This is a genomic window from Bradyrhizobium sp. USDA 4538 (assembly GCF_024171045.1).
Classification (GTDB): Bacteria; Pseudomonadota; Alphaproteobacteria; order Rhizobiales; family Xanthobacteraceae; genus Bradyrhizobium; species Bradyrhizobium australafricanum.
Genome location: NZ_JALJZE010000001.1, coordinates 5,278,814 through 5,296,494 on the forward strand (window position 1 = coordinate 5,278,814; position 17,681 = coordinate 5,296,494).

16 protein-coding genes are annotated in these 17,681 nt (G+C 64.7%); 12 read left to right on the forward strand and 4 right to left on the reverse strand.

Annotated elements, in window-relative coordinates:
- Positions 1 to 96: 96 nt before the first annotated feature.
- The 7 genes from J2R78_RS23875 to J2R78_RS23905 all read left to right on the forward strand — a co-directional run bounded on the left by J2R78_RS23875 (position 97) and on the right by J2R78_RS23905 (position 6,476).
- The gene (locus J2R78_RS23875; RefSeq protein ID WP_253607071.1) at positions 97 to 1,026 is read left to right on the forward strand and encodes a Gfo/Idh/MocA family protein; all 930 of its coding nucleotides are present in this window, start codon (positions 97 to 99) and stop codon (positions 1,024 to 1,026) included.
- A 2-nt stretch (positions 1,027 to 1,028) separates the two neighbouring features.
- The gene (locus J2R78_RS23880) at positions 1,029 to 2,099 is read left to right on the forward strand and encodes an aldose epimerase family protein (RefSeq protein ID WP_253607072.1); all 1,071 of its coding nucleotides are present in this window, start codon (positions 1,029 to 1,031) and stop codon (positions 2,097 to 2,099) included.
- Between the two features lie 35 nt (positions 2,100 to 2,134).
- Positions 2,135 to 3,013 (forward strand): SMP-30/gluconolactonase/LRE family protein, encoded by an 879-nt coding sequence (locus tag J2R78_RS23885; RefSeq protein ID WP_253609893.1) that lies wholly within the window; start codon positions 2,135 to 2,137, stop codon positions 3,011 to 3,013.
- A 51-nt stretch (positions 3,014 to 3,064) separates the two neighbouring features.
- Complete coding sequence (locus J2R78_RS23890) at positions 3,065 to 3,796, forward strand: TetR/AcrR family transcriptional regulator (RefSeq protein ID WP_253607073.1); 732 nt, start codon at positions 3,065 to 3,067, stop codon at positions 3,794 to 3,796.
- A gap of 19 nt (positions 3,797 to 3,815) precedes the next feature.
- The gene (locus J2R78_RS23895; protein WP_253607074.1) at positions 3,816 to 4,685 is read left to right on the forward strand and encodes a hypothetical protein; all 870 of its coding nucleotides are present in this window, start codon (positions 3,816 to 3,818) and stop codon (positions 4,683 to 4,685) included.
- A complete protein-coding gene (locus J2R78_RS23900; RefSeq protein WP_256558645.1) occupies positions 4,685 to 5,608 on the forward strand; it encodes a DUF1932 domain-containing protein in 924 nt (307 codons plus the stop codon). Before J2R78_RS23895 ends, J2R78_RS23900 begins: the two co-directional genes overlap by 1 nt.
- Before the next feature lie 85 nt (positions 5,609 to 5,693).
- Entirely contained in the window at positions 5,694 to 6,476 is a 783-nt protein-coding gene (locus J2R78_RS23905; protein WP_253607075.1) for an SDR family NAD(P)-dependent oxidoreductase, read from the forward strand.
- 284 nt (positions 6,477 to 6,760) lie between these two features.
- Here the strand turns inward: J2R78_RS23905 and J2R78_RS23910 are convergent, their stop codons facing one another.
- Entirely contained in the window at positions 6,761 to 7,564 is an 804-nt protein-coding gene (locus tag J2R78_RS23910; protein ID WP_253607076.1) for an enoyl-CoA hydratase, read from the reverse strand.
- A gap of 383 nt (positions 7,565 to 7,947) precedes the next feature.
- On the opposite strand from J2R78_RS23910, the gene J2R78_RS23915 reads away from it, so the two are divergent.
- On the forward strand, positions 7,948 to 8,601 hold the full coding sequence (locus tag J2R78_RS23915) for a PilZ domain-containing protein (RefSeq protein ID WP_253607077.1): 654 nt from the start codon (positions 7,948 to 7,950) through the stop codon (positions 8,599 to 8,601).
- A 139-nt stretch (positions 8,602 to 8,740) separates the two neighbouring features.
- Here J2R78_RS23915 and J2R78_RS23920 read toward each other — a convergent pair whose 3' ends face one another.
- From J2R78_RS23920 to J2R78_RS23930, 3 genes are all read right to left on the reverse strand, one after another.
- Positions 8,741 to 10,096 carry an adenylate/guanylate cyclase domain-containing protein gene (locus tag J2R78_RS23920; RefSeq protein WP_253607078.1) on the reverse strand — a complete coding sequence of 452 codons (1,356 nt, stop codon included), beginning with the start codon at positions 10,094 to 10,096 and terminating at the stop codon, positions 8,741 to 8,743.
- Between the two features lie 228 nt (positions 10,097 to 10,324).
- A complete protein-coding gene (locus J2R78_RS23925; RefSeq protein WP_253606562.1) occupies positions 10,325 to 11,764 on the reverse strand; it encodes an IS1182 family transposase in 1,440 nt (479 codons plus the stop codon).
- A gap of 178 nt (positions 11,765 to 11,942) precedes the next feature.
- On the reverse strand, positions 11,943 to 12,647 hold the full coding sequence (locus J2R78_RS23930; protein ID WP_253607079.1) for a hypothetical protein: 705 nt from the start codon (positions 12,645 to 12,647) through the stop codon (positions 11,943 to 11,945).
- Between the two features lie 183 nt (positions 12,648 to 12,830).
- On the opposite strand from J2R78_RS23930, the gene J2R78_RS23935 reads away from it, so the two are divergent.
- From J2R78_RS23935 to J2R78_RS23950, 4 genes are all read left to right on the forward strand, one after another.
- Positions 12,831 to 13,451, forward strand: a complete 621-nt coding sequence (locus tag J2R78_RS23935; RefSeq protein ID WP_253607080.1) for a trans-aconitate 2-methyltransferase — start codon at positions 12,831 to 12,833, stop codon at positions 13,449 to 13,451.
- Between the two features lie 21 nt (positions 13,452 to 13,472).
- Positions 13,473 to 13,883: a DOPA 4,5-dioxygenase family protein gene (locus tag J2R78_RS23940; RefSeq protein ID WP_253607081.1), complete on the forward strand. Its 411-nt coding sequence runs from the start codon at positions 13,473 to 13,475 to the stop codon at positions 13,881 to 13,883.
- Between the two features lie 185 nt (positions 13,884 to 14,068).
- Positions 14,069 to 16,396 carry an EAL domain-containing protein gene (locus J2R78_RS23945; protein WP_253607082.1) on the forward strand — a complete coding sequence of 776 codons (2,328 nt, stop codon included), beginning with the start codon at positions 14,069 to 14,071 and terminating at the stop codon, positions 16,394 to 16,396.
- A gap of 261 nt (positions 16,397 to 16,657) precedes the next feature.
- Entirely contained in the window at positions 16,658 to 17,647 is a 990-nt protein-coding gene (locus J2R78_RS23950; protein WP_253607083.1) for a DUF2778 domain-containing protein, read from the forward strand.
- Positions 17,648 to 17,681: the final 34 nt, after the last annotated feature.

Consider the following 17,681-nt stretch of genomic DNA (forward strand, 5'->3'; position numbering starts at 1 on the left):
AACCAAAATCACATCATGCCGTTGGTATTCGGCGCTGGCTTATGATTCTGCCTGGCGGCTTCAGCCGGCCAGGTGGACAGCAACGCGAGGACGGCCATGAGTGACCTGCTTCGCATCGCCATTGTCGGCTTTGGCGAGATCGCGTGCCGGCAGCACCTGCCTGCGATCGCGAAGACGTCAGGCGTGGCTCTCGTTGCGGTGGTTGATCCCGTGAAGACTCCGCCCGGCCTGCCGCATTTCCGCGACATGCAGGAGCTGTTGCGCGACGGGCCGGAGATCGACGCAGTCGCGCTGTGTACGCCACCGCAGGTGCGCCACGCGCAGGCCGCCGCCGCACTCGCGTCGGCCAAGCATGTGCTGCTGGAGAAGCCGCCGGGCACGACGTTAAGCGAACTCACGCCGCTGATCGCGGCCGCGCAGGAGGCGGGCCGGACATTGTTTGCCACATGGCATTCACGCTATGCGGCCGCGGTCGGTCCTGCGCGGCAATTGCTCGCGAGACGCACCATCAACAAGGTGACCATCATCTGGAAGGAAGACGTGCGCGTCTGGCACCCAGGCCAGGCCTGGATCTTCGAGGCGGGTGGCTTCGGCGTGTTCGATCCCGGCATCAACGCGCTGTCGATCCTGACCGAGATCCTGCCGCGTGCGGTCTTTATCAGGAGCGCGGCGTTGGACTTTCCGTCCAATCGGGAGGCGCCGATTGCGGCAGAGATCGAACTTGCCGACGCGGGCGGATTGCCAATTCACGCCGAATTCGATTTCCGCCAGACCGGATCGCCGAGCTGGGACATCCTGTGCGAGACCGAGGCCGGGCCCGTGACGCTGTCGAAAGGTGGAAGGCAGCTGCGCGATGGCGGCAGGCTGGTGGTCGATGCGCCGGATGAGGAATATCCCGCGCTGTACCGCCGCTTCGTCGCGCTGACCTCGGAAGGAAAATCCGATGTCGACCTCGCGCCCTTGCGGCTTGTCGCCGATAGCTTCATGCTCGGGCGACGGCGCCTCGTCGAGGCGTTCGAGGACTGACAATGACATCAGCCAGCATTGGTCGCGCTCCCTTCGGCAAATTGCACGACGGCACCGTGGTCGAGCGCGTGATCTTGCGCGGTGAACATGGTTTTGAGGCCGCCATCCTTCCGTTCGGCGCCACGCTGCAAGCGCTGCTTGCGCCGGATCGTGACGGGCATTGCGACGACATCGTGCTTGGCCACGATAGGCTCGACGGCTATCTCGCACAGCGCAAATTCTTCGGCGCGACGATCGGGCGCTATGCCAACCGGATCGCCGGCGCGCGCTTCGTGCTCGATGGCGAGACGGTCACGCTCGAGGCCAACAATGGCCCCAATGCGTTGCACGGCGGCCTGCAGGGCTTCGATCGCAAGCTGTGGCGGATCGTCGAACTATCAGATGAACCGGAACCGACGCTGGTGCTGGCGCGCGAGAGCCCGCATGGCGAGGAGGGCTATCCGGGCAATCTCGCGGCGCGCGTGACCTATCGCGTGCGCAGTCCGATGGAGCTCTCGGTCACCTACGAGGCGACGACCGACCGGCCGACCTGCCTCAACCTCACCAATCATAGTTTCTTCAATCTCGAGGGCGCGCGCTCGGGCATGCAGATCCTCGATCACCGCCTGACGATCGTCTCCGACCATTTCCTCGCGGTGGATGCCACGGCGATCCCGCTCCACGAGCCGCCGCGGCCGGTCGACGGCACGCCGTTCGATTTCCGCAAGCCTACAGCCATCGGCGCGCGGATCAGGATGCATGACGAGCAGCTCCAGCTTGGGCGCGGCTATGACCACAATTTCTGTCTGGCTTCGGGGGCGGGCCTTCGTCTCGCTGCGCGCCTCGAGGCGCCGCACAGCGGCCGTGTGATGGAGCTGCTCACCGATCAGCCGGGACTGCAGTTCTATTCCGGCAATTTCCTCGACGGCTCGACCGCTGGCAAGGGCGATCGTCTCTACCGGCAATCCGACGCGCTCTGTCTCGAGCCGCATGCCTGGCCTGATACGCCGAACCGGCCCGACTTCCCGTCGGCGCGGCTCGATCCGGGGCAGTTCTATCGGCGCAGCATCGTCTACCGCTTCTCAACCGCGTGAGTGACGCCATGACCGACCGTGCCGCCGAGCCGTTGATGGAAGAGGTGCCGACATCGGTGCTGTCGGCGGAGCGTTGCCATCTCGGCGAAGGCCCGACCTATGATGCGGCGACCGACACCGCCTGGTGGTTCGATATCCGCGAGCGCCGGCTGTTCGAGCATCGATTTGCAGGTGGCCGCACCGTCATTCACGAACTGCCGAAAATGGCGAGTGCATTGGCGCGGATCGACGGCGAGCGACAGCTGATCCTTACCGAAGATGGACTTTATGTACGGCACGTTGCCGACGGCCGCCTCGAGCTGTTCGCCGCGCTGGAGGCCGACAATCCGCTGACGCGCTCCAACGATGCGCGTGTGCATCCGTCGGGCACGTTCTGGCTCGGCACCATGGGGCGCCATGCCGAGCAGGGTGCCGGCGCGATCTATGCGCTGCGTCAGGGCCGCATCGTGCGGCTGTATCCGGGGATCACCATCCCGAATGCGATCTGCTTTTCGCCCGCGGGCGACATCGGCTATTTCGCCGATACCGCGACCAACGTGCTGCATCGCGTGCCGCTCGATCCATCAACAGGACTGCCGGTCGGCGAGGCCACCGAATTGATCAGGCATCGAGGCCGCGGCGGGCTCGACGGCGCGATCGTCGATGCCGACGGGATGATCTGGAACGCGCGCTGGGGCGGCGGTTGCGTCGACGTTTACGATCCCACCGGCCGGCATCTGCGTTCGCTACGCGTACCGGCGAGGCAATCGAGCTGCCCGGCGTTCGTCGGCCGCGACTTCTCGCGCGTGCTGGTCACCACGGCCTGGCAGGACATGGATGAGGCGCGGCGTGCGGCCGATCCCGAGCATGGCAGGACGTTCCTGCTCGAGGCCGCCGCGCGCGGTCGGGCCGAGCCTGACGTCAAACTATCCTGACGCAGCGCGGCGTTGTTGACGCGACCGGATTATTTGGACGATAGTACAAATATGGTCCGCAAACCTGCCAGGTCTGACGTGAAGGCCGCCGCCGGCACCCGCAAGCCGAACATGCGCGAGGCGATCCTCGCCGCGGCGGAGGAATTGTTCTCGACCTACGGCTTCAACGCCGTCTCGGTGCGCGACATCGCGCAGGCCGCCGGCGCCAATCCGGGCAGCGTGACCTATCATTTCAGGACCAAGGACGGCCTGCTGCTGGAAATCTATCGGCGCCATTGCGGCCCGATGAACCGGCGGCGCTCCGAGCTCTTGGCCGCGGCGCGGCGGGTGCGTGATCTGCAGGACCGGCTGGAGGCGATCGTGCGCGCCTATGTGTTGCCGGCCTTTACGTCCGGCAGCGATCTTGCCGGCGGCGGAACGCGGTTCACGCGATTGCGCGCGATCATGTCGGCCGAGGGCAATGAGGTCGTGCGCAAGATCATTGCGCAGACCTTCGACGACACCAGTCACGCCTTCATCGACGCGATTCATGAAAGCCTGCCGCATATTCCTCGTACCGATCTGGTCTGGCGCAGCCACTTCCTGCTCGGCGCGCTCTACTACACGCTGGTGACGCCGGAGCGCGTCTCGCGCCTGTCGCGCGGCAGCGCCGACGGCACCGATGCCGGCCACGCCATCGAGGAGCTGGTGCGCGCCACCGTCGCCGCGTTGCAGGCCGCGCCGCTCGACGAAGGGGCGCCGCGCAAGATCCCGGGCGCAAATCCGGGGCGAGTGGTGACCTGAACGTCCGGAGCTTGTCGCGATGGAGAAACTTCGGCTACGCGCCGTGCTCGGCAATCATCCGCACATCCGGGCGATGAAGAACGGTGAGCTTCGCTCCGACCTGTTCGATCTCGACTTCACCGAATTCACGCCGACCAACGCCGCGTTCAAGCCGATGGTGCGCGAGCAGGCCTTCGACGTCTGCGAGATGGCGATCGTGACCTATCTGATGGCAAGGGCGCACGGCAAGCCGCTGGTGCTGCTGCCGGCGGCGATGGTCGGCCGCTTCCAGCACGGCCATGCGCTCTATCGCGCCGACCTCGGTACGCTCGTGCCTGCCGATCTCGAAGGCACGCGGGTCGGCATCCGCTCGTTCACGACCACGACCGGGGCATGGATGCGCGGCATCCTTGCCAATGACCATGGCGTGAACCTCGACAGGATCAACTGGGTCACGTTCGAGGATCCGCATGTCGCGGAATATGTCGACAGCACCGAGCGTGCGCCGAAGGGCAAGACCATCGTCCAGATGCTGAGGGACGGCGAGCTCGATGCCGTGCTGGGCGAGACCTCCAGCGATCCGGCATTCAAGCCATTGTTCGCCGATCCAGCCGCAGAGGCGTCCCTGTGGTATGCGCGGCACGGCGTGGTGCCGGTCAATCATCTGGTGGTGGTGACATCGCGGCTTGCGGCGTCGCGGCCGGACGTGGTGCGGAGCCTGTACGAGCTGCTCAAGCGCGGCAAGGCAGCGGCCGGCCCGCCCGGCATGCCGGACCTGCTGCCGTTCGGCGTTGCGGCGAACCGCAAGCCGCTCGAGCTGATGATCGACTATTGCGTGCAGCAGGCGTTGATCCGCCGGCGCGTCACGGTCGACGAGCTGTTCGACGACACAACACGGGACCTGAACTGATGACAATCTCCTGCGATCCGCGGCAATGGCAGGTCGGCATGCTCGGCTATGGCGAGGTCGGTCGCATCCTTGCCGAGGATCTGCGCCAGCAGGGCGTGAGGGTTTCGGCCTACGACATCAAGCTCGACCGCGGGCAGGGCGCGGCGCTGCGCGCACACGCGGCGGAGATCGGCGTCGAGCTCGCGCAATCCCATGCCGTTCTTGCGGCGCGGGCCGATTTCATCATCTCGGCGGTGACGGCGAGCCAGGCGGTGCCGGTGGCCGCGGCCTGCGCACCTGCAATCCGGAGCGGGGTCTGGTTTCTCGATTTCAACTCGGCCTCGCCCGGCGCCAAGCAGCGCGCGGCGGCGTACATCGACAGCGCCGGTGGCCGCTATGTCGAGGGCGCGGTGATGACTTCGCTGCCGCCGTACCGGATCAGGGTGCCGCTGCTGCTCGGCGGCCAAGGCGCGCGGGAGCTGGCGCCGCTGCTGGTCGCGCTCGGTTTTGCGGCGAAGGTCGCAAGCGACGAGCTTGGGGTCTCCTCTGCAGTCAAGATGTGTCGCAGCATCATGATCAAGGGGCTGGAGGCCATGGTGATCGAGAGCTTCACCACCGCGCGCGCCTATGGCGTCGAGGATGCGGTGCTCGCCTCGCTCAAGGAGACCTTTCCGTCGATCGACTGGGAGAAGCAGGGCGCCTATTTCTTTCAGCGGGTGATCGAGCACGGCCGGCGGCGCGCCGAGGAGGTGCGCGAGGTGGCGGAGACCGTGCGCGAGGCCGGGCTGACGCCATGGTCTGCCTCCGGCACCGCCGAGCGGCAGGGCTGGATCGCCGACCTTGCCGATGAGGGCGTGTTCGGAGCCAAGGGAACGCCGGACTTCGCCCGCAGCGCCGACTGGCGTACCGAGGCCGACCGGATTCTCGCGCGCATCAAGTCCTGAGGTCTCGCCCGGAGAATCCGCCGCGTTCCCTGCCGACGCGCAATGCGCTATTGCTCCATGAACAGTTTGTTCTGGAGGCACTCCCATGAAGAATTCCGGCAAGGTCGTCGCCATCACGGGGGCGGCACGCGGCATCGGCAAGGCCTGCGCGGCGCGCTTCCTGTCCGACGGCGCCAGGGTCGTCATCTCGGATGTCGACGCTGCAGGGCTTGTCCACACCGCCCAGGAGCTCGGACATATCGATCAGTTGCGGGCCGTCGAGGCCGACGTCAGCAAGCGCGCCGATGTCGACCGCATCGTCGCGACCGCGGTGAAGGAATTCGGCCGGCTCGACGTCATGGTCAACAATGCCGGCGTCGCGCGCAACCGCGACTTCCTCGACATCAGCGAGGCCGAATTCGACGACGTGATGGGCATCAACCTCAAGGGCGCGTTCTTCGGCGTCCAGGCTGCGGCGCGCCAGATGATCGCGCAGGGCGGTGGCGGCGTCGTCGTCAACATGTCCTCGGTCAACGCGCTGCTCGCGATCCCCTCGCTCGCGACCTATGCGATGTCCAAGGGCGCGATGAAGCAGCTCACCTCGGTCGCCGCCGTGGCGCTGGCGTCGCACGGCATTCGCGTCGTGGCGGTCGGACCCGGCACGATCCTGACCGAGATGGTGGCGACGGCGATCTTCTCGTCCGAGGATGCGCGGCGCAGCGTGCTGTCGCGCACGCCGGCCGGCCGCTGCGGCGAGCCGAGCGAGGTCGCTGCCGTCGTGGCATTCCTGGCCAGCGACGATGCCTCCTACATCACCGGCCAGACCATCTATCCCGACGGCGGGCGGTTGATCCTGAACTACACGGTCCCGGTCAGCGAGAAGAAGTAGCGGGCAGGTTTAATCGCGAGCACACTGCCAAAATATCGAAAACAACCCCATGCAAAGGAGCCGGCCGGCGGCCGGCCTTCGACCAGGCGACTTGACGCGCCGGGCAAATCGGGGCTATTATTCCATTATTCAGAAATCGTGCGATCGCCATCCGGCGTCATCACCCGCGCATGCGCATGCGGGTGATTCAGTATTCCAGAGGCGGTCGTGCTTGAGCCGATGGGCCGCCGCGGACTGGATCGCCCAGTTGAACCGGGCGATGACCGGTGAGGATGAGGACGCCGCTACCGGCCCTTGAACTGCGGCTTGCGCTTCTCCATGAAAGCGCTGCGGCCTTCGCGGAAGTCCGCACTGTCCATGCATTCGATGCCGACCTGCTTGATCGCCGCCATGTCGCGGTCGGCTGGATCCCTCAGCACCTGCGCGATGGTGATCTTGGCGGCCTTGATCGCCAGCGGCGCATTGCCGGAAATGGTGCGCGCGATCTCCATGGTCGCGTCCCAGAGCTCGGCGTCCGGCAGCACGCGATCGACGAGGCCAATTCGCAGCGCCTCGGCGGAATCGATCCGCATGCCCGTATACATGATCAGCCGCGCCCAGGACGGCCCGACCAGCGACACCAGATGGCGCAGCCCGTCATAGCCATAGGCGATGCCGAGCTTGGCGGCGGGTATGCCGAACTGGCCGCTCGAGCCGGAGATGCGGATATCGGTCAGCATCGCGACCTGCATGCCGCCGCCGAGGCAGAAGCCGCGGATGCAGGCGATGGTCGGCTTCGGATAGTCGGCGAGCAGGGCGCGCTGGGCGGCGCTGCGCCGTGAATATTCCTCGGAGGCCTCGGCGTTGTGCCTCGTCTTCTCGAACTGGCTGATATCGGCGCCCGATACGAAGGCCTTGTCGCCGGCGCCAACCAGGATCACGACGCGGACAGCCGGATCGTCGCGCAACGACGTCAGCGCCTCGCCGAGCCCCTCCCACATCTCCAGCGACATCGCATTGCGCTTGTCGGGATTGTTGAAGGTGATGACGCCGACGCCGTCGACGACGTCCTGCAGGATCTTGCCGTCGGCAAGCGATTTGTTTGACATGTTGAGCCTATGAGGGTCCGGACTGATCGAGCGAAGGCTAGCACCCGGCCGACAGCCGGGGCAGGCGGTTTGGAGCACGGCGCGATTGCATTGCCGGGTAGCAACTCTCCCGGTAGTTGTACGGTTCGCAAAATAAACTGCCGGGCAACGGTTGCGCCATAGAGTGCGCCGCCGGCGCTCCGTCCCGGCTTAACTTTTTCCTAGTTTTTCGACGGTATGGCTGTACGCACCTGCGCGCCAGGACCATTCGGCCACGCGCTGGAATGCGTGCCGCAGCTCCCCGCTACCATCGCGTCGGTAGCGGACTTCCCCACCCGGACCGGCAGTGAAGCCGGTCAATCCCGACCTCCGTGCATTCACATCGCCTCGGGCGAGGTTCAGTCGTGTCCGTCGAAAAGTTTCTCAAGCAACGCGCGGTCAAGATCACCGTCAACGGCAGCTACACGTTGCCGAACTGGTACGATGCCCAGGGCAAATTGCGCACCTTCGCCTGCCGCACCACGCGCGTCTCGCCGTTCCGGATGATCGTGGACGTGCCCGTCGTCGGCAAGGTCGGCGACCGGCTGACTTCGTATTTCGAGGAGTTCGGCAAGTTCGAGGGCTGCATCACCGACACGATGAGCGGCAGCTTCCTGCTCGAGCTCGAGATGACGCATGCCATGCGCGAGAAGTTCGCCGACAAGCTGACCTGGATCGAGAAGAAGCAAAAGGATCCGAGCATCCGCGAGGCGCGCAACAACCCGCGTTTCGTTCCCGTCGCGCCGCATGCCATGTTGACGCTGGCGGACGGCACCATGCAGAGCTGCTTCATCATCGATATGTCGCTGTCCGGCGCGGCGGTCTCCTCCGAGGCGCAGCCGCCGGTCGGCATGCCGCTGGCGATCGGCGCCTGCGTCGGGCGGGTGGTCCGGCATCTGCCGAACGGCTTCGCCATCAAGTTCGTCGAGACCTACAAGCAGAGCGAGCTGGCCCGCATGATCTCGCGCAAATCCAAGGAGCTGCAGGTGGTCTCGGTCGACGCGGACCCTGTCGCCTAGACTTGGGCGTGTACTCATAAATCTGGTACGCGCGTGCGGAGATAGCGAGGTCTGAGTTGTCCTCCAAAGCAGACATCGACGGACGCCTAAGTGAATGTCCGCAACGGGCCAAGGCCGGACTCCCCCGCTGACTGGCCGTTCAATGATTACCCCCATCGATAACACGGAGCGCCGGTTGGCTAGCCGTGAGCGGCACGTTGTAGGTCACGATCGGCTGGGTGAGACCCTTCAACGAAAGTGCGCCAAGATGTTCAGTCGCTACGCTTCCTTTGAGAGCCACGTTGACGCGCTGGCTGAGCAGAATTTGGCCGTCCTTAGCCTCGCCGCACAGCCGTGCCGCCACATTGCACACGGTGCCAATCGCAGTATATCCGAAGCGCTCGGAAAATCCGATCTGGCCCAAGGTCGCGTAACCCTGGGCGATGCCGGCGCCAAATCCCAACTCACGGCCTCGCTCGCGCCAGGCCGCGGTCAGCGACGACGCAGCCTCGCGCATCGCGACGGCCATATCGACCGCGCGCAGAGCCGGGTCGGGGATCGGTACGGGGTCGTTGAAGAACACCATGATCCCGTCGCCGGAGAACTGGTCGAGCGTCCCCTCGAACTGGCTGACGAGCGGCCCGAGCGCGCCGTGATACTCGCGCAGGAAATTCAACACCTCCTCTGGCTCGGCGCTCTCGGTGAAGGCAGTATAGCCGCGCAAATCGCAGAACACGACCACGATCTCGCGGCGGTGGCTTTCGAGGATCTTCTCGTTTCCCTGCGAGACGATCAGTTCGGCCAGTTGTGGAGCGAGGAAGCGCTTCAGACGTCCGATGCGGCCCAATTCCTCGACTTGCTCGGCGACCCGCGCTTCGAGGCCCCGATTAAGCTCGGCTACTTGATCTGTGCGCTCCCGCAGTTCCTTGAGCAGCCGCGTGTTCTCGATGGCGATCACGGCTTGTGCCGCAAAATTTTCCAGCAACTCGACCTGCTTGTCGCTGAATTCTTGCACCTCCTTGCGGTAGACGGCAAAGGCGCCGACAAGCTTGCTCTCTTTGAGCATCGGCACAATCAGAACGGTGCGGGCTGCGGCGACCTTGTAGATCAGATCGTCGGGATGCTCGGTGGCAATATCGGCAATGTGAACCAGCGCCTTGGTCTCGACGAGGCGCCCCAGCGAAGGCGCCCCATCAAACGGCGCGATGAAGTGTGGCGGCGTTTCTTGGTCGGGCGCATACGATTGCGGCACGTTTTGCGCGGCCATTCGCGCTACCCGCCGCAACCTGTCGCCTTCGTATAGGAGCAGCGTCCCAAAACTGGCGCTGCAGATGCGCACGGCATTTTTCAGCATGGCCTCGAACACCGGCCCAAGCTCGCCAGGCGAACTGGCTATGACCTTCAATATCTCGGCCGTAGCCGCTTGCTGCTCGCGGGCCTCCTGCAACTCTTTGGTCACATCGGAGATCGGAGAAATGCCGCGCTTATTTTTAATGGGCTTTTTGTGGTCGCCCATAGAGTTCGCCTTGCGGGTTTTCGCCGCGCTCCTCTTGCCTCTCGTTTTTGACGGCCGCGCCATATCTTACCCTGGGGGTCAGGAGGCGCATCTTATAGGGTCAGGCCACAATTCTGGAAGGGCGGGTATAGCCAGAATTATCCCTTGCCAAATGGCCAGGCCGATGTCTGCTCCGGGTCTTGGTCGTGTAAAAACGCCAGTCCCGAGGCAGTCGGGACTGGATTGGTGTCATGCCGCGATCGCAGCCATCAGCGGCTTGATCCCGACGATGTTCATGACCCGTGTCAGATTGTAGGCCAGGACGGAGAGCGCCATTTCGGCCGCCACTTTCGGAAGCGTTTTGGTGAGGAAGTGTGTCGCTCCCATGCGGGCCTTCATGGTGCCGAACGGATGCTCGACAGTTTCGCGGCGCTGACGCATGGCGTGCGGGCTTGCATCAAGGCGCTGCTGCACAGCCTCGAGCAGATGCTCATGCTCCCATCGCGTAATCCGCCGTTCTGACCCAGGCGTGCATTGGGTCTTGAGCGAACAGCTTTGACAGGCCGTGGTCCAGTAGCGCCGCAGCACCTTGCTGTCTTCTTCATTCGTATAGCGATATGATAGCCGCTCCCCGGCCGGGCAGCGATAGACGTCCTCCTCTGGCAAATAGGCAAAGTCCTGTTTACCGAAGCGTCCGTCTGCCTTAGCGCCGGACGTTAGCGGTTTGGGCAGAGTTACCGTGATGCCCGCTTCGTGGCACGCAAGGATCTCTGGGCTGTTGAAGTAGCCGCGATCGGCTACAGCTTCGAGCGTCTCAGTCTTCAGAACAGCCTTCGCCCGCTTGGCCATATTGGCAAGTTGTGCCCGATCCGAGCCGCTGTTCGTCACCTCGTGCGTCACAATCAGATGGTGTTCGGTGTCTACGGCGACCTGTACGTTGTAGCCGACAACACCAGAGCCGCGCCCGCTCGTCGCCATCGAGCGGCTGTCGGGGTCGGTCAGGGAGATTTGCTGGTCGGGTGACGCAAGCACCTGCTTCTCGTAGACGGCAAGCTTGCCCATTTCCTCCTTCAGTTTCGTCAGCTTCTCGGTAAGCCTCGTCACCTTCGTGGCCAGGGCCTCGGTCGGCTCCTGGCGGTCGGCCGTGTCAAGTTGGCTCAGATAGCGCGCGACGCTCTCCTCCAACTGAGCACGCCGTCGCTCCATCTTCGCGCGCGTGAAGTTCCTGTCCCGGTTGTTCACGGCCTTGAACTTGCTGCCATCGATGGCGACGCTCGCCGTCGCCAGCAGACCCATCTCTCGGCAGAGTTCGACGAAGCGCGCACATACCCTGCGCAGCGCCAGGCCGTTGTCCTTGCGGAAGTCCGCAATCGTCTTGTGATCGGGAGCGAGCCGACCCAGCAGCCACATCACCTCGACGTTGCGCCCGGCCTCTCGTTCCAGCCGCCGGCTCGACTGTACCCGGTTCAGATAACCGTAAATGTAAAGCTTCAGGAGCACCGAGGGATGGTACGACGGCCGACCGGTGGCCGCCGGCTCCACACCCTCAAAGCCCATCTCAGCCAAACCGAGCGCATCGACAAATACGTCGATCACGCGAACAGGGTTGCTCTCGTCAATGAAGTCATCGAGGCATTCGGGCAACAGCGACCGCTGTCCACGATCCGCCTCTTCAACGAAGCGCCTCATCGATTCCCCCAAAGAATCACAGGAGAATCATAACAGAAGCCCAGCGTTTTCACACAGCCAGGGTCAGAAGGCGACATCCGCGTGGTCGGGGTCGCGAGTCCGCTTTACCTCTCGAAAGCGGACATCCCGGATTTATGAGTACGCACCTTGGTCTGCGGCCGCGCGTCCGATCCGCGCATTACGTCAGCTCGTCCGGATCTTCGGCCGCGCGCATCCGCGAGATGGTGTCCTCGGTTGCATTTGGACCGGCCGCCGCGATCGCGATCTCCCGCGCCAAATTGGTGCATTCGGCCCACAGCAGGAAGAACACCAGCGGCGGGCGTTCGCGCGCTTCCAGCAGTTGCCGGCAGCGCTCGGCCGCGCCGTCGATCGCCCACCACTGTTGGGCGACCACCATGACCCTGCGGAAGCTCCGCAACGTGCCGGAAAATTTTTGCGGATCCGCGCCCACGAGCGCGCCGCAATGGTTCAGCCAGTTCAGGCCAGCGTAGATCGCAATCCCGTAGTCTTCGATCGCGGTGCCGGTGAAATCGACGACGGTCTTGTCGTGCGCGCGCTGGCGCAGGAAAGCATCGATCATCTCCGCCTGGCGGGCCGGATCGACCAGCAGCGAGATGTCCTGCCGCGGCACCATCGGGACATAGCGCATCGCTTCAAGCCGCGTGTGCTCCCAGATCGCGCTGATGTCGCCGAGCAGATCGCCGGGCTTGCGTTTGCAGGCCGGATAGACCAGCACGCCATTGTCGGCGAGATCGAGATAGCGCGGGACCACCTTGTCGAGCGCGGCGAGAAACGCCGCCGGATCGCTGAGGCCGCGCAAATCGCTGGCGGCGTCTTCCGCTTGTGCAGGCTTGTTGCCGCGTGTCCAGCCGAAATTGGCCATCCCCGGACGCCCCGATCTCAACCCGGCTATCAGGTTAGTTGGAAAATGCGGCGAAGCAAATGCGGCATTTGCTGCTGCGCCGCCGTGCGTGCCCGCCGCTGCCGGTTGACGCGAGAGACCGCCGCGCCTAGCTGATGGTTAATGGCGCAACGCAGGTTGTTGCCGCTTTCGGGACCTATCGCCATGACCGCTTCTGATCGGCAATCGCATTGGCAGACCGTCTATCTGACCAAGGGAGAGCAGCAGGTGAGTTGGTCGCAGGCCGATCCGCAGCCATCGCTGCGTCTGATCGAATCGATCGCACCGGGCCGCGACGCGTCGATCATCGACATCGGCGGCGGGGCCTCGCGCCTCGTCGATGCGTTGCTTGCGGGCGGTTTCCACGATCTGACGGTGCTCGACCTCTCCGAAGCGGCGCTGGCGAGCGCGCGGGAACGGATCGGCGCAGCAGGTGACGCGGTGCGCTGGATCGTAGGTGACGCGACGATCTGGCAGCCGCAGCAGACCTTCGACATCTGGCACGATCGCGCGGCGTTTCACTTCCTGGTCGAGGAACCAGACCGCGCAGCTTATCTCGACCGGCTGCATCGCGGCGTCAAAGCAGGCGGGCACGCCGTGATAGGCACCTTCGCGCTGGACGGCCCGGAGAAGTGCAGCGGCCTGCCGGTGCAGCGCTATGACCCCGCGACGCTCAGCAGGACCATTGGTCCGGCATTCGAGTTGATCGCGCATGAGGCGCACCGGCACGTCACGCCCTGGGGCGCGACGCAGTCATTCCAGTTCAGTGTGCTGCGGCGCAAGTGACCGGCCAGAAGGAGAGCTGAGATGACGGACGCGCCACGGACGATCGGCGAGATCGCGAGCTATCACGCTCATGTCTATTACGACCCCGCGACCAGCCGGGACGAGGCGGAGCGGCTGCGCAACTGGATCGGCGAGCGCTTCCTGGTCACGCTCGGACGCTGGCACGACGTCAAGGTCGGCCCGCACGATCAGGCGATGTATCAGGTGGCGTTTGCGGCCGAGCTGTTTCCGACCCTGGTGCCGTGGCTGATGCTGAACCACGGCAGCCTGAGCATCCTGGTCCATCCCAACACCACCAATCCGCGCCGCGACCACCACGACGATCCGCTCTGGATCGGCACGCCGCTCGCCGTCCATGCCGACAAGCTGCCCGAAGAGGCCGAGATGGAGCAGGCGCCCGCGCCGAACACGTCGCCGACATTGCACCCGTGAGCGTCGTCGCCGGTCGCCGGGGTGCGTAAAGTTTGACGTAATTGTGCTGCAGCCAAGTCGTTTCAAACTCATCGCGTTTTGCAACGTGAGGTTAAGTCACGGTTCCTAGGCTCACCCGATAATTTCAGGGGCGGGCGCATTTGGGCATGTTCTTTTCGTTTCGAAGCCGGTCGTTGTGGCGGGTGGTGGGACCGCTGCTGGCCATCGTGTTGCTGCTGGGCGGCCTGTCGGCGGGCAGCCTGCAGGTGATGTCCGCGGTCAGGGCCTATGTGGCCGGCGAAAGCATGTGGTCGAAGGGGCAGAAGGACGCCATCCACTACCTGCAGACCTATGTCAGCACCGGTGCGCCGCTCTATCTGCAGAAGTTCGATGCCGCGATCGCGGTGCCGCTGGCCGATCGCACGGCGCGGCGCGCGCTGGAAGCGCCGGGCGACAATGACGCGGTGGCGAGGGCCGGCTTCGCCAGGGCAGGTAATCATGATGACGACATCGGCGGCCTGATCTGGCTGTTCAAATATTTCCGCACGATGCACCACGTGGCCGGCGCGGTGACGGCATGGCGCAATTCGGATGCGCTGCTCGATCAGCTGATTGAAATCCGGAACGAGGCGGCGAGCGACGTCGCGCTGCACGATCCGTCGGCTGCGACCATCAGGCATTGGGCCGAACGGATCGGTACGGTCGATGCGGCGCTGAGCACGCTCGCCGTCGATTTCTCCGATCATCTGGGCAAGGCGTCGCGTCAGGTCTCCGCGCTGCTGCTGCTGGTCAACTTCGTGATCGCGGCCTGCCTTGCCGGCATCGTGCTGGTCCACACGCGGCGGATGCTGTGGCGGCGCTGGCTTGCCGAGACCGCGCTCGCGGTCGAGAAGGAGCGCGCCCAGCTCACGCTGGCGTCGATCGGCGATGCCGTCATCGTGACGACGCAGGACGATCGGGTCGACTACATGAACGCCGCCGCGCAGCGGCTCATCGCGGCAGGGCAGGAGGTGACGGGACGGCCGCTAGCGTCGCTGTTCAACATTGCCGAGCAGCCGGTGCGCGGATCGTTCGACGCCGCCGACGAAAGCCGGCCACAGCTCCTGGTGCGGCCGGACCACTCCAGCGTGCCGGTCTCGGTGGTCGAGACCCCGATCGTGCATGCCGGAGAACCGGCCGGCCGCGTCATGATCATTCACGACATGACCGCCGAGCGGCGGCTGGTCGAGGAATTGGCGTGGGCTGCCTCGCATGACGCGCTCACCGGCCTTGCCAACCGCCGGCAGTTCGAGTTCGAACTGCACAAGGCGATGTCGGGCTCGCCGGCCGTCGGCGCCGACCTGATGCTGATCGATCTCGATCAGTTCAAGATCGTCAACGACACCTGCGGCCACATGGCGGGCGACCGGTTGCTGAAGCAGGTGGCGAGGCTGCTGGCGACCGAAGTCGGCAGCAGCGGCCTTGTCGCGCGTCTTGGCGGCGACGAGTTCGGCATTCTGCTGCGTGACGACGGCTCCGCGACGCACGACGTCGCTGCCGACGTTGCGGAGCGGGTCAGGGCGGTGATCGAGCAGTCGAGCTTCATTTATGAGGGGGCGAGCTTCCGGATCAGCGCGAGCATCGGCCTGGTCGGGCTGGCCGACAGTGCCGGCGTGCAGGACGCGTTGCGGCTTGCCGACGTTGCCTGTTTCCTTGCCAAGGACAAGGGACGCAATCGCGTCCAGGAGCACCGCCCGTCCGACACCGGCATGGCCGTGCGCGTTGCCGAGATGAGCTGGGTCAATCGCATTCGCAAGGGACTGGATGAGGGGCGCTTCTGCCTCTACGAGCAGGAGATCCGCCCGGTGAACGGCGTGCTGAAGGGCAACGACCGGCGCGAGCTCTTGCTGCGCCTGCGCGACGAGAGCGGCGCGCTGGTGCCGCCCGGCAGTTTCCTGCCCGCCGCCGAACGCTACGGGCTGATGTCGCTGATCGACCGCTGGGTGGTTCGCCGCGCCTTCGAGATCATCGCCGAGCGCAAGCACCAGCCGCGCAAGATTGCGAGCTACGCCATCAACCTGTCCGGCGCCACCATCGGCGACAGCGACTTCGTCGACTTCGTCGCCGGGCTGTTCGCGCAGCTTGACGTTTCGCCGGCATCGGTGTGTTTCGAGATCACCGAGACCAGCGCAATCTCGAACCTCGACGAGGCGCAGAAGTTCATCGCGCGGCTGCGCGAGATCGGCTGCAGCTTCTCGCTCGACGATTTCGGCACCGGCATGTCCTCGATCGCCTATCTGAAGCACCTGCCGGTCGACATCATCAAGATCGACGGTTCGTTCGTGAAGGAGATCCTGAACAGCAAGGTCGATCGGGCGATGGTCGAGATGATCACCAAGACCGCGAAGATCATGCAGAAGCAGGTGGTCGCGGAGTTCGTCGAGAACCTCGCGATCCTGGACGAGCTGCGCCAGATCGGGGTCGATTACGCCCAGGGTTACGCCATCGGGAAGCCGGTCCCGGTGCTCACCCTCTGGGAAGAAAAGATCGCCTGAGCTGCCGAAATCGTCCCGAATCGGGACCTTTTCGGTCAATTCAGCCCGCCCAAGGCTGATTCTCTGGCACTTTCCATCCGAAAAACGTTTAAAAAACCTCTCGTTGTGCGCTTTGTCTCGATTATGCCTTACTCTAATTCCCTGATATGATGAGTGATCGGTGAATCCCGGTGGGCCGGGTAACAGGCCCCAGAGCACCGAACTTGGGGATTGATGGGTCAACGAACGACGAAACCTGCCCGGCGTAAGTCGAGCCGCGGCATGTCTCTGGTGGGCAGCACGGCGTTTGCCGTGAGCGCGCTTGCCCTGTCGTCTGGCCTTGCCGCCTGGATGGTCGGCATCGACCCGACCGCATGGTTTCACGGTCCGGCGCTCGCCAACACCTCAGCCTCGCTGAACTTCGACGATCGCTTCGGCTCGCGCTCCACGATCAATTCGGCCTCACTCTATTATCCACTGCGCCGCGGGTTCCGTTCGAGCCGCGGCGATTTCAATTCCGAGTTCGGCCAGATCGAGGACGCGCTGTCCGGCCAGCTGCGCGACACGCAGACCGAACTGCCGACCAGCCAGTCGGCGACGGCGTCCGTCGCCGCCACGACCACAGCGACGACGTCCTCCGTGCCGATGCCGCGGTCGCGGCCGGCCGAGGCCAATCTGCTTGCGCGTAACGATCAACCGCCACCGCCACAGGCGCCGGTGCAGCAGGGCGACAATCGGACGTTCCTGCAGAAGATTGCCGACATGATGCCGGGCAAGATGCAGCTGGCCTCGCTCGATCCGAATGATGGATTGTTGTCCGGTCCGAGCCCCGACCTCGGCAAGCTCGGTTATGACAGCACGACGGCGGTCTACGACATCACCGGCCGCATCGTGTACATGCCCGACGGCACCAAGTTCGAGGCGCATTCGGGCCTCGGCAATCTGCTCGACGACCCGGCGCACGTGAATGCCCGCAACGCAGGCGCGACGCCGCCCGGCATCTATGAGATGAAGCCGCGCGAGAAGCTGTTCCACGGCGTGCCCGCGCTGCGCATGACCCCGGTCGATGGCAGCGACACGTTCGGGCGCGTTGGCCTGCTGGTCCACAGCTACATGCTCGGACCGAATGGCGACTCCAATGGCTGCATCTCGGTCAAGCACTACGACAAGTTCCTGCAGGCCTACCGCAGCGGCACGATCAAGCGCATCGCCGTCGTCATCAACATCAAGGATGTCCAGTCGGCCTCGACCCGCGCGGCGTCGAACTCGTAGGCTGCGCGCCGGCGCCTTCGGCAAATTGCGCAGG

Coding starts and splice junctions, on each gene's coding strand:
- J2R78_RS23880 (WP_253607072.1), top strand. CDS start 1,029: ATGACATCAGCCAGCATTGGTCGCGCTCCCTTCGGCAAATTGCACGAC.
- J2R78_RS23910 (WP_253607076.1), bottom strand. CDS start 7,564: ATGTCAAACAAATCGCTTGCCGACGGCAAGATCCTGCAGGACGTCGTC.
- J2R78_RS23950 (WP_253607083.1), top strand. CDS start 16,658: ATGTCTCTGGTGGGCAGCACGGCGTTTGCCGTGAGCGCGCTTGCCCTG.
- J2R78_RS23900 (WP_256558645.1), top strand. CDS start 4,685: ATGACAATCTCCTGCGATCCGCGGCAATGGCAGGTCGGCATGCTCGGC.
- J2R78_RS23885 (WP_253609893.1), top strand. CDS start 2,135: ATGGAAGAGGTGCCGACATCGGTGCTGTCGGCGGAGCGTTGCCATCTC.
- J2R78_RS23875 (WP_253607071.1), top strand. CDS start 97: ATGAGTGACCTGCTTCGCATCGCCATTGTCGGCTTTGGCGAGATCGCG.
- J2R78_RS23935 (WP_253607080.1), top strand. CDS start 12,831: ATGACCGCTTCTGATCGGCAATCGCATTGGCAGACCGTCTATCTGACC.
- J2R78_RS23895 (WP_253607074.1), top strand. CDS start 3,816: ATGGAGAAACTTCGGCTACGCGCCGTGCTCGGCAATCATCCGCACATC.
- J2R78_RS23940 (WP_253607081.1), top strand. CDS start 13,473: ATGACGGACGCGCCACGGACGATCGGCGAGATCGCGAGCTATCACGCT.
- J2R78_RS23930 (WP_253607079.1), bottom strand. CDS start 12,647: ATGGCCAATTTCGGCTGGACACGCGGCAACAAGCCTGCACAAGCGGAA.
- J2R78_RS23905 (WP_253607075.1), top strand. CDS start 5,694: ATGAAGAATTCCGGCAAGGTCGTCGCCATCACGGGGGCGGCACGCGGC.
- J2R78_RS23925 (WP_253606562.1), bottom strand. CDS start 11,764: ATGAGGCGCTTCGTTGAAGAGGCGGATCGTGGACAGCGGTCGCTGTTG.
- J2R78_RS23920 (WP_253607078.1), bottom strand. CDS start 10,096: ATGGGCGACCACAAAAAGCCCATTAAAAATAAGCGCGGCATTTCTCCG.
- J2R78_RS23890 (WP_253607073.1), top strand. CDS start 3,065: ATGGTCCGCAAACCTGCCAGGTCTGACGTGAAGGCCGCCGCCGGCACC.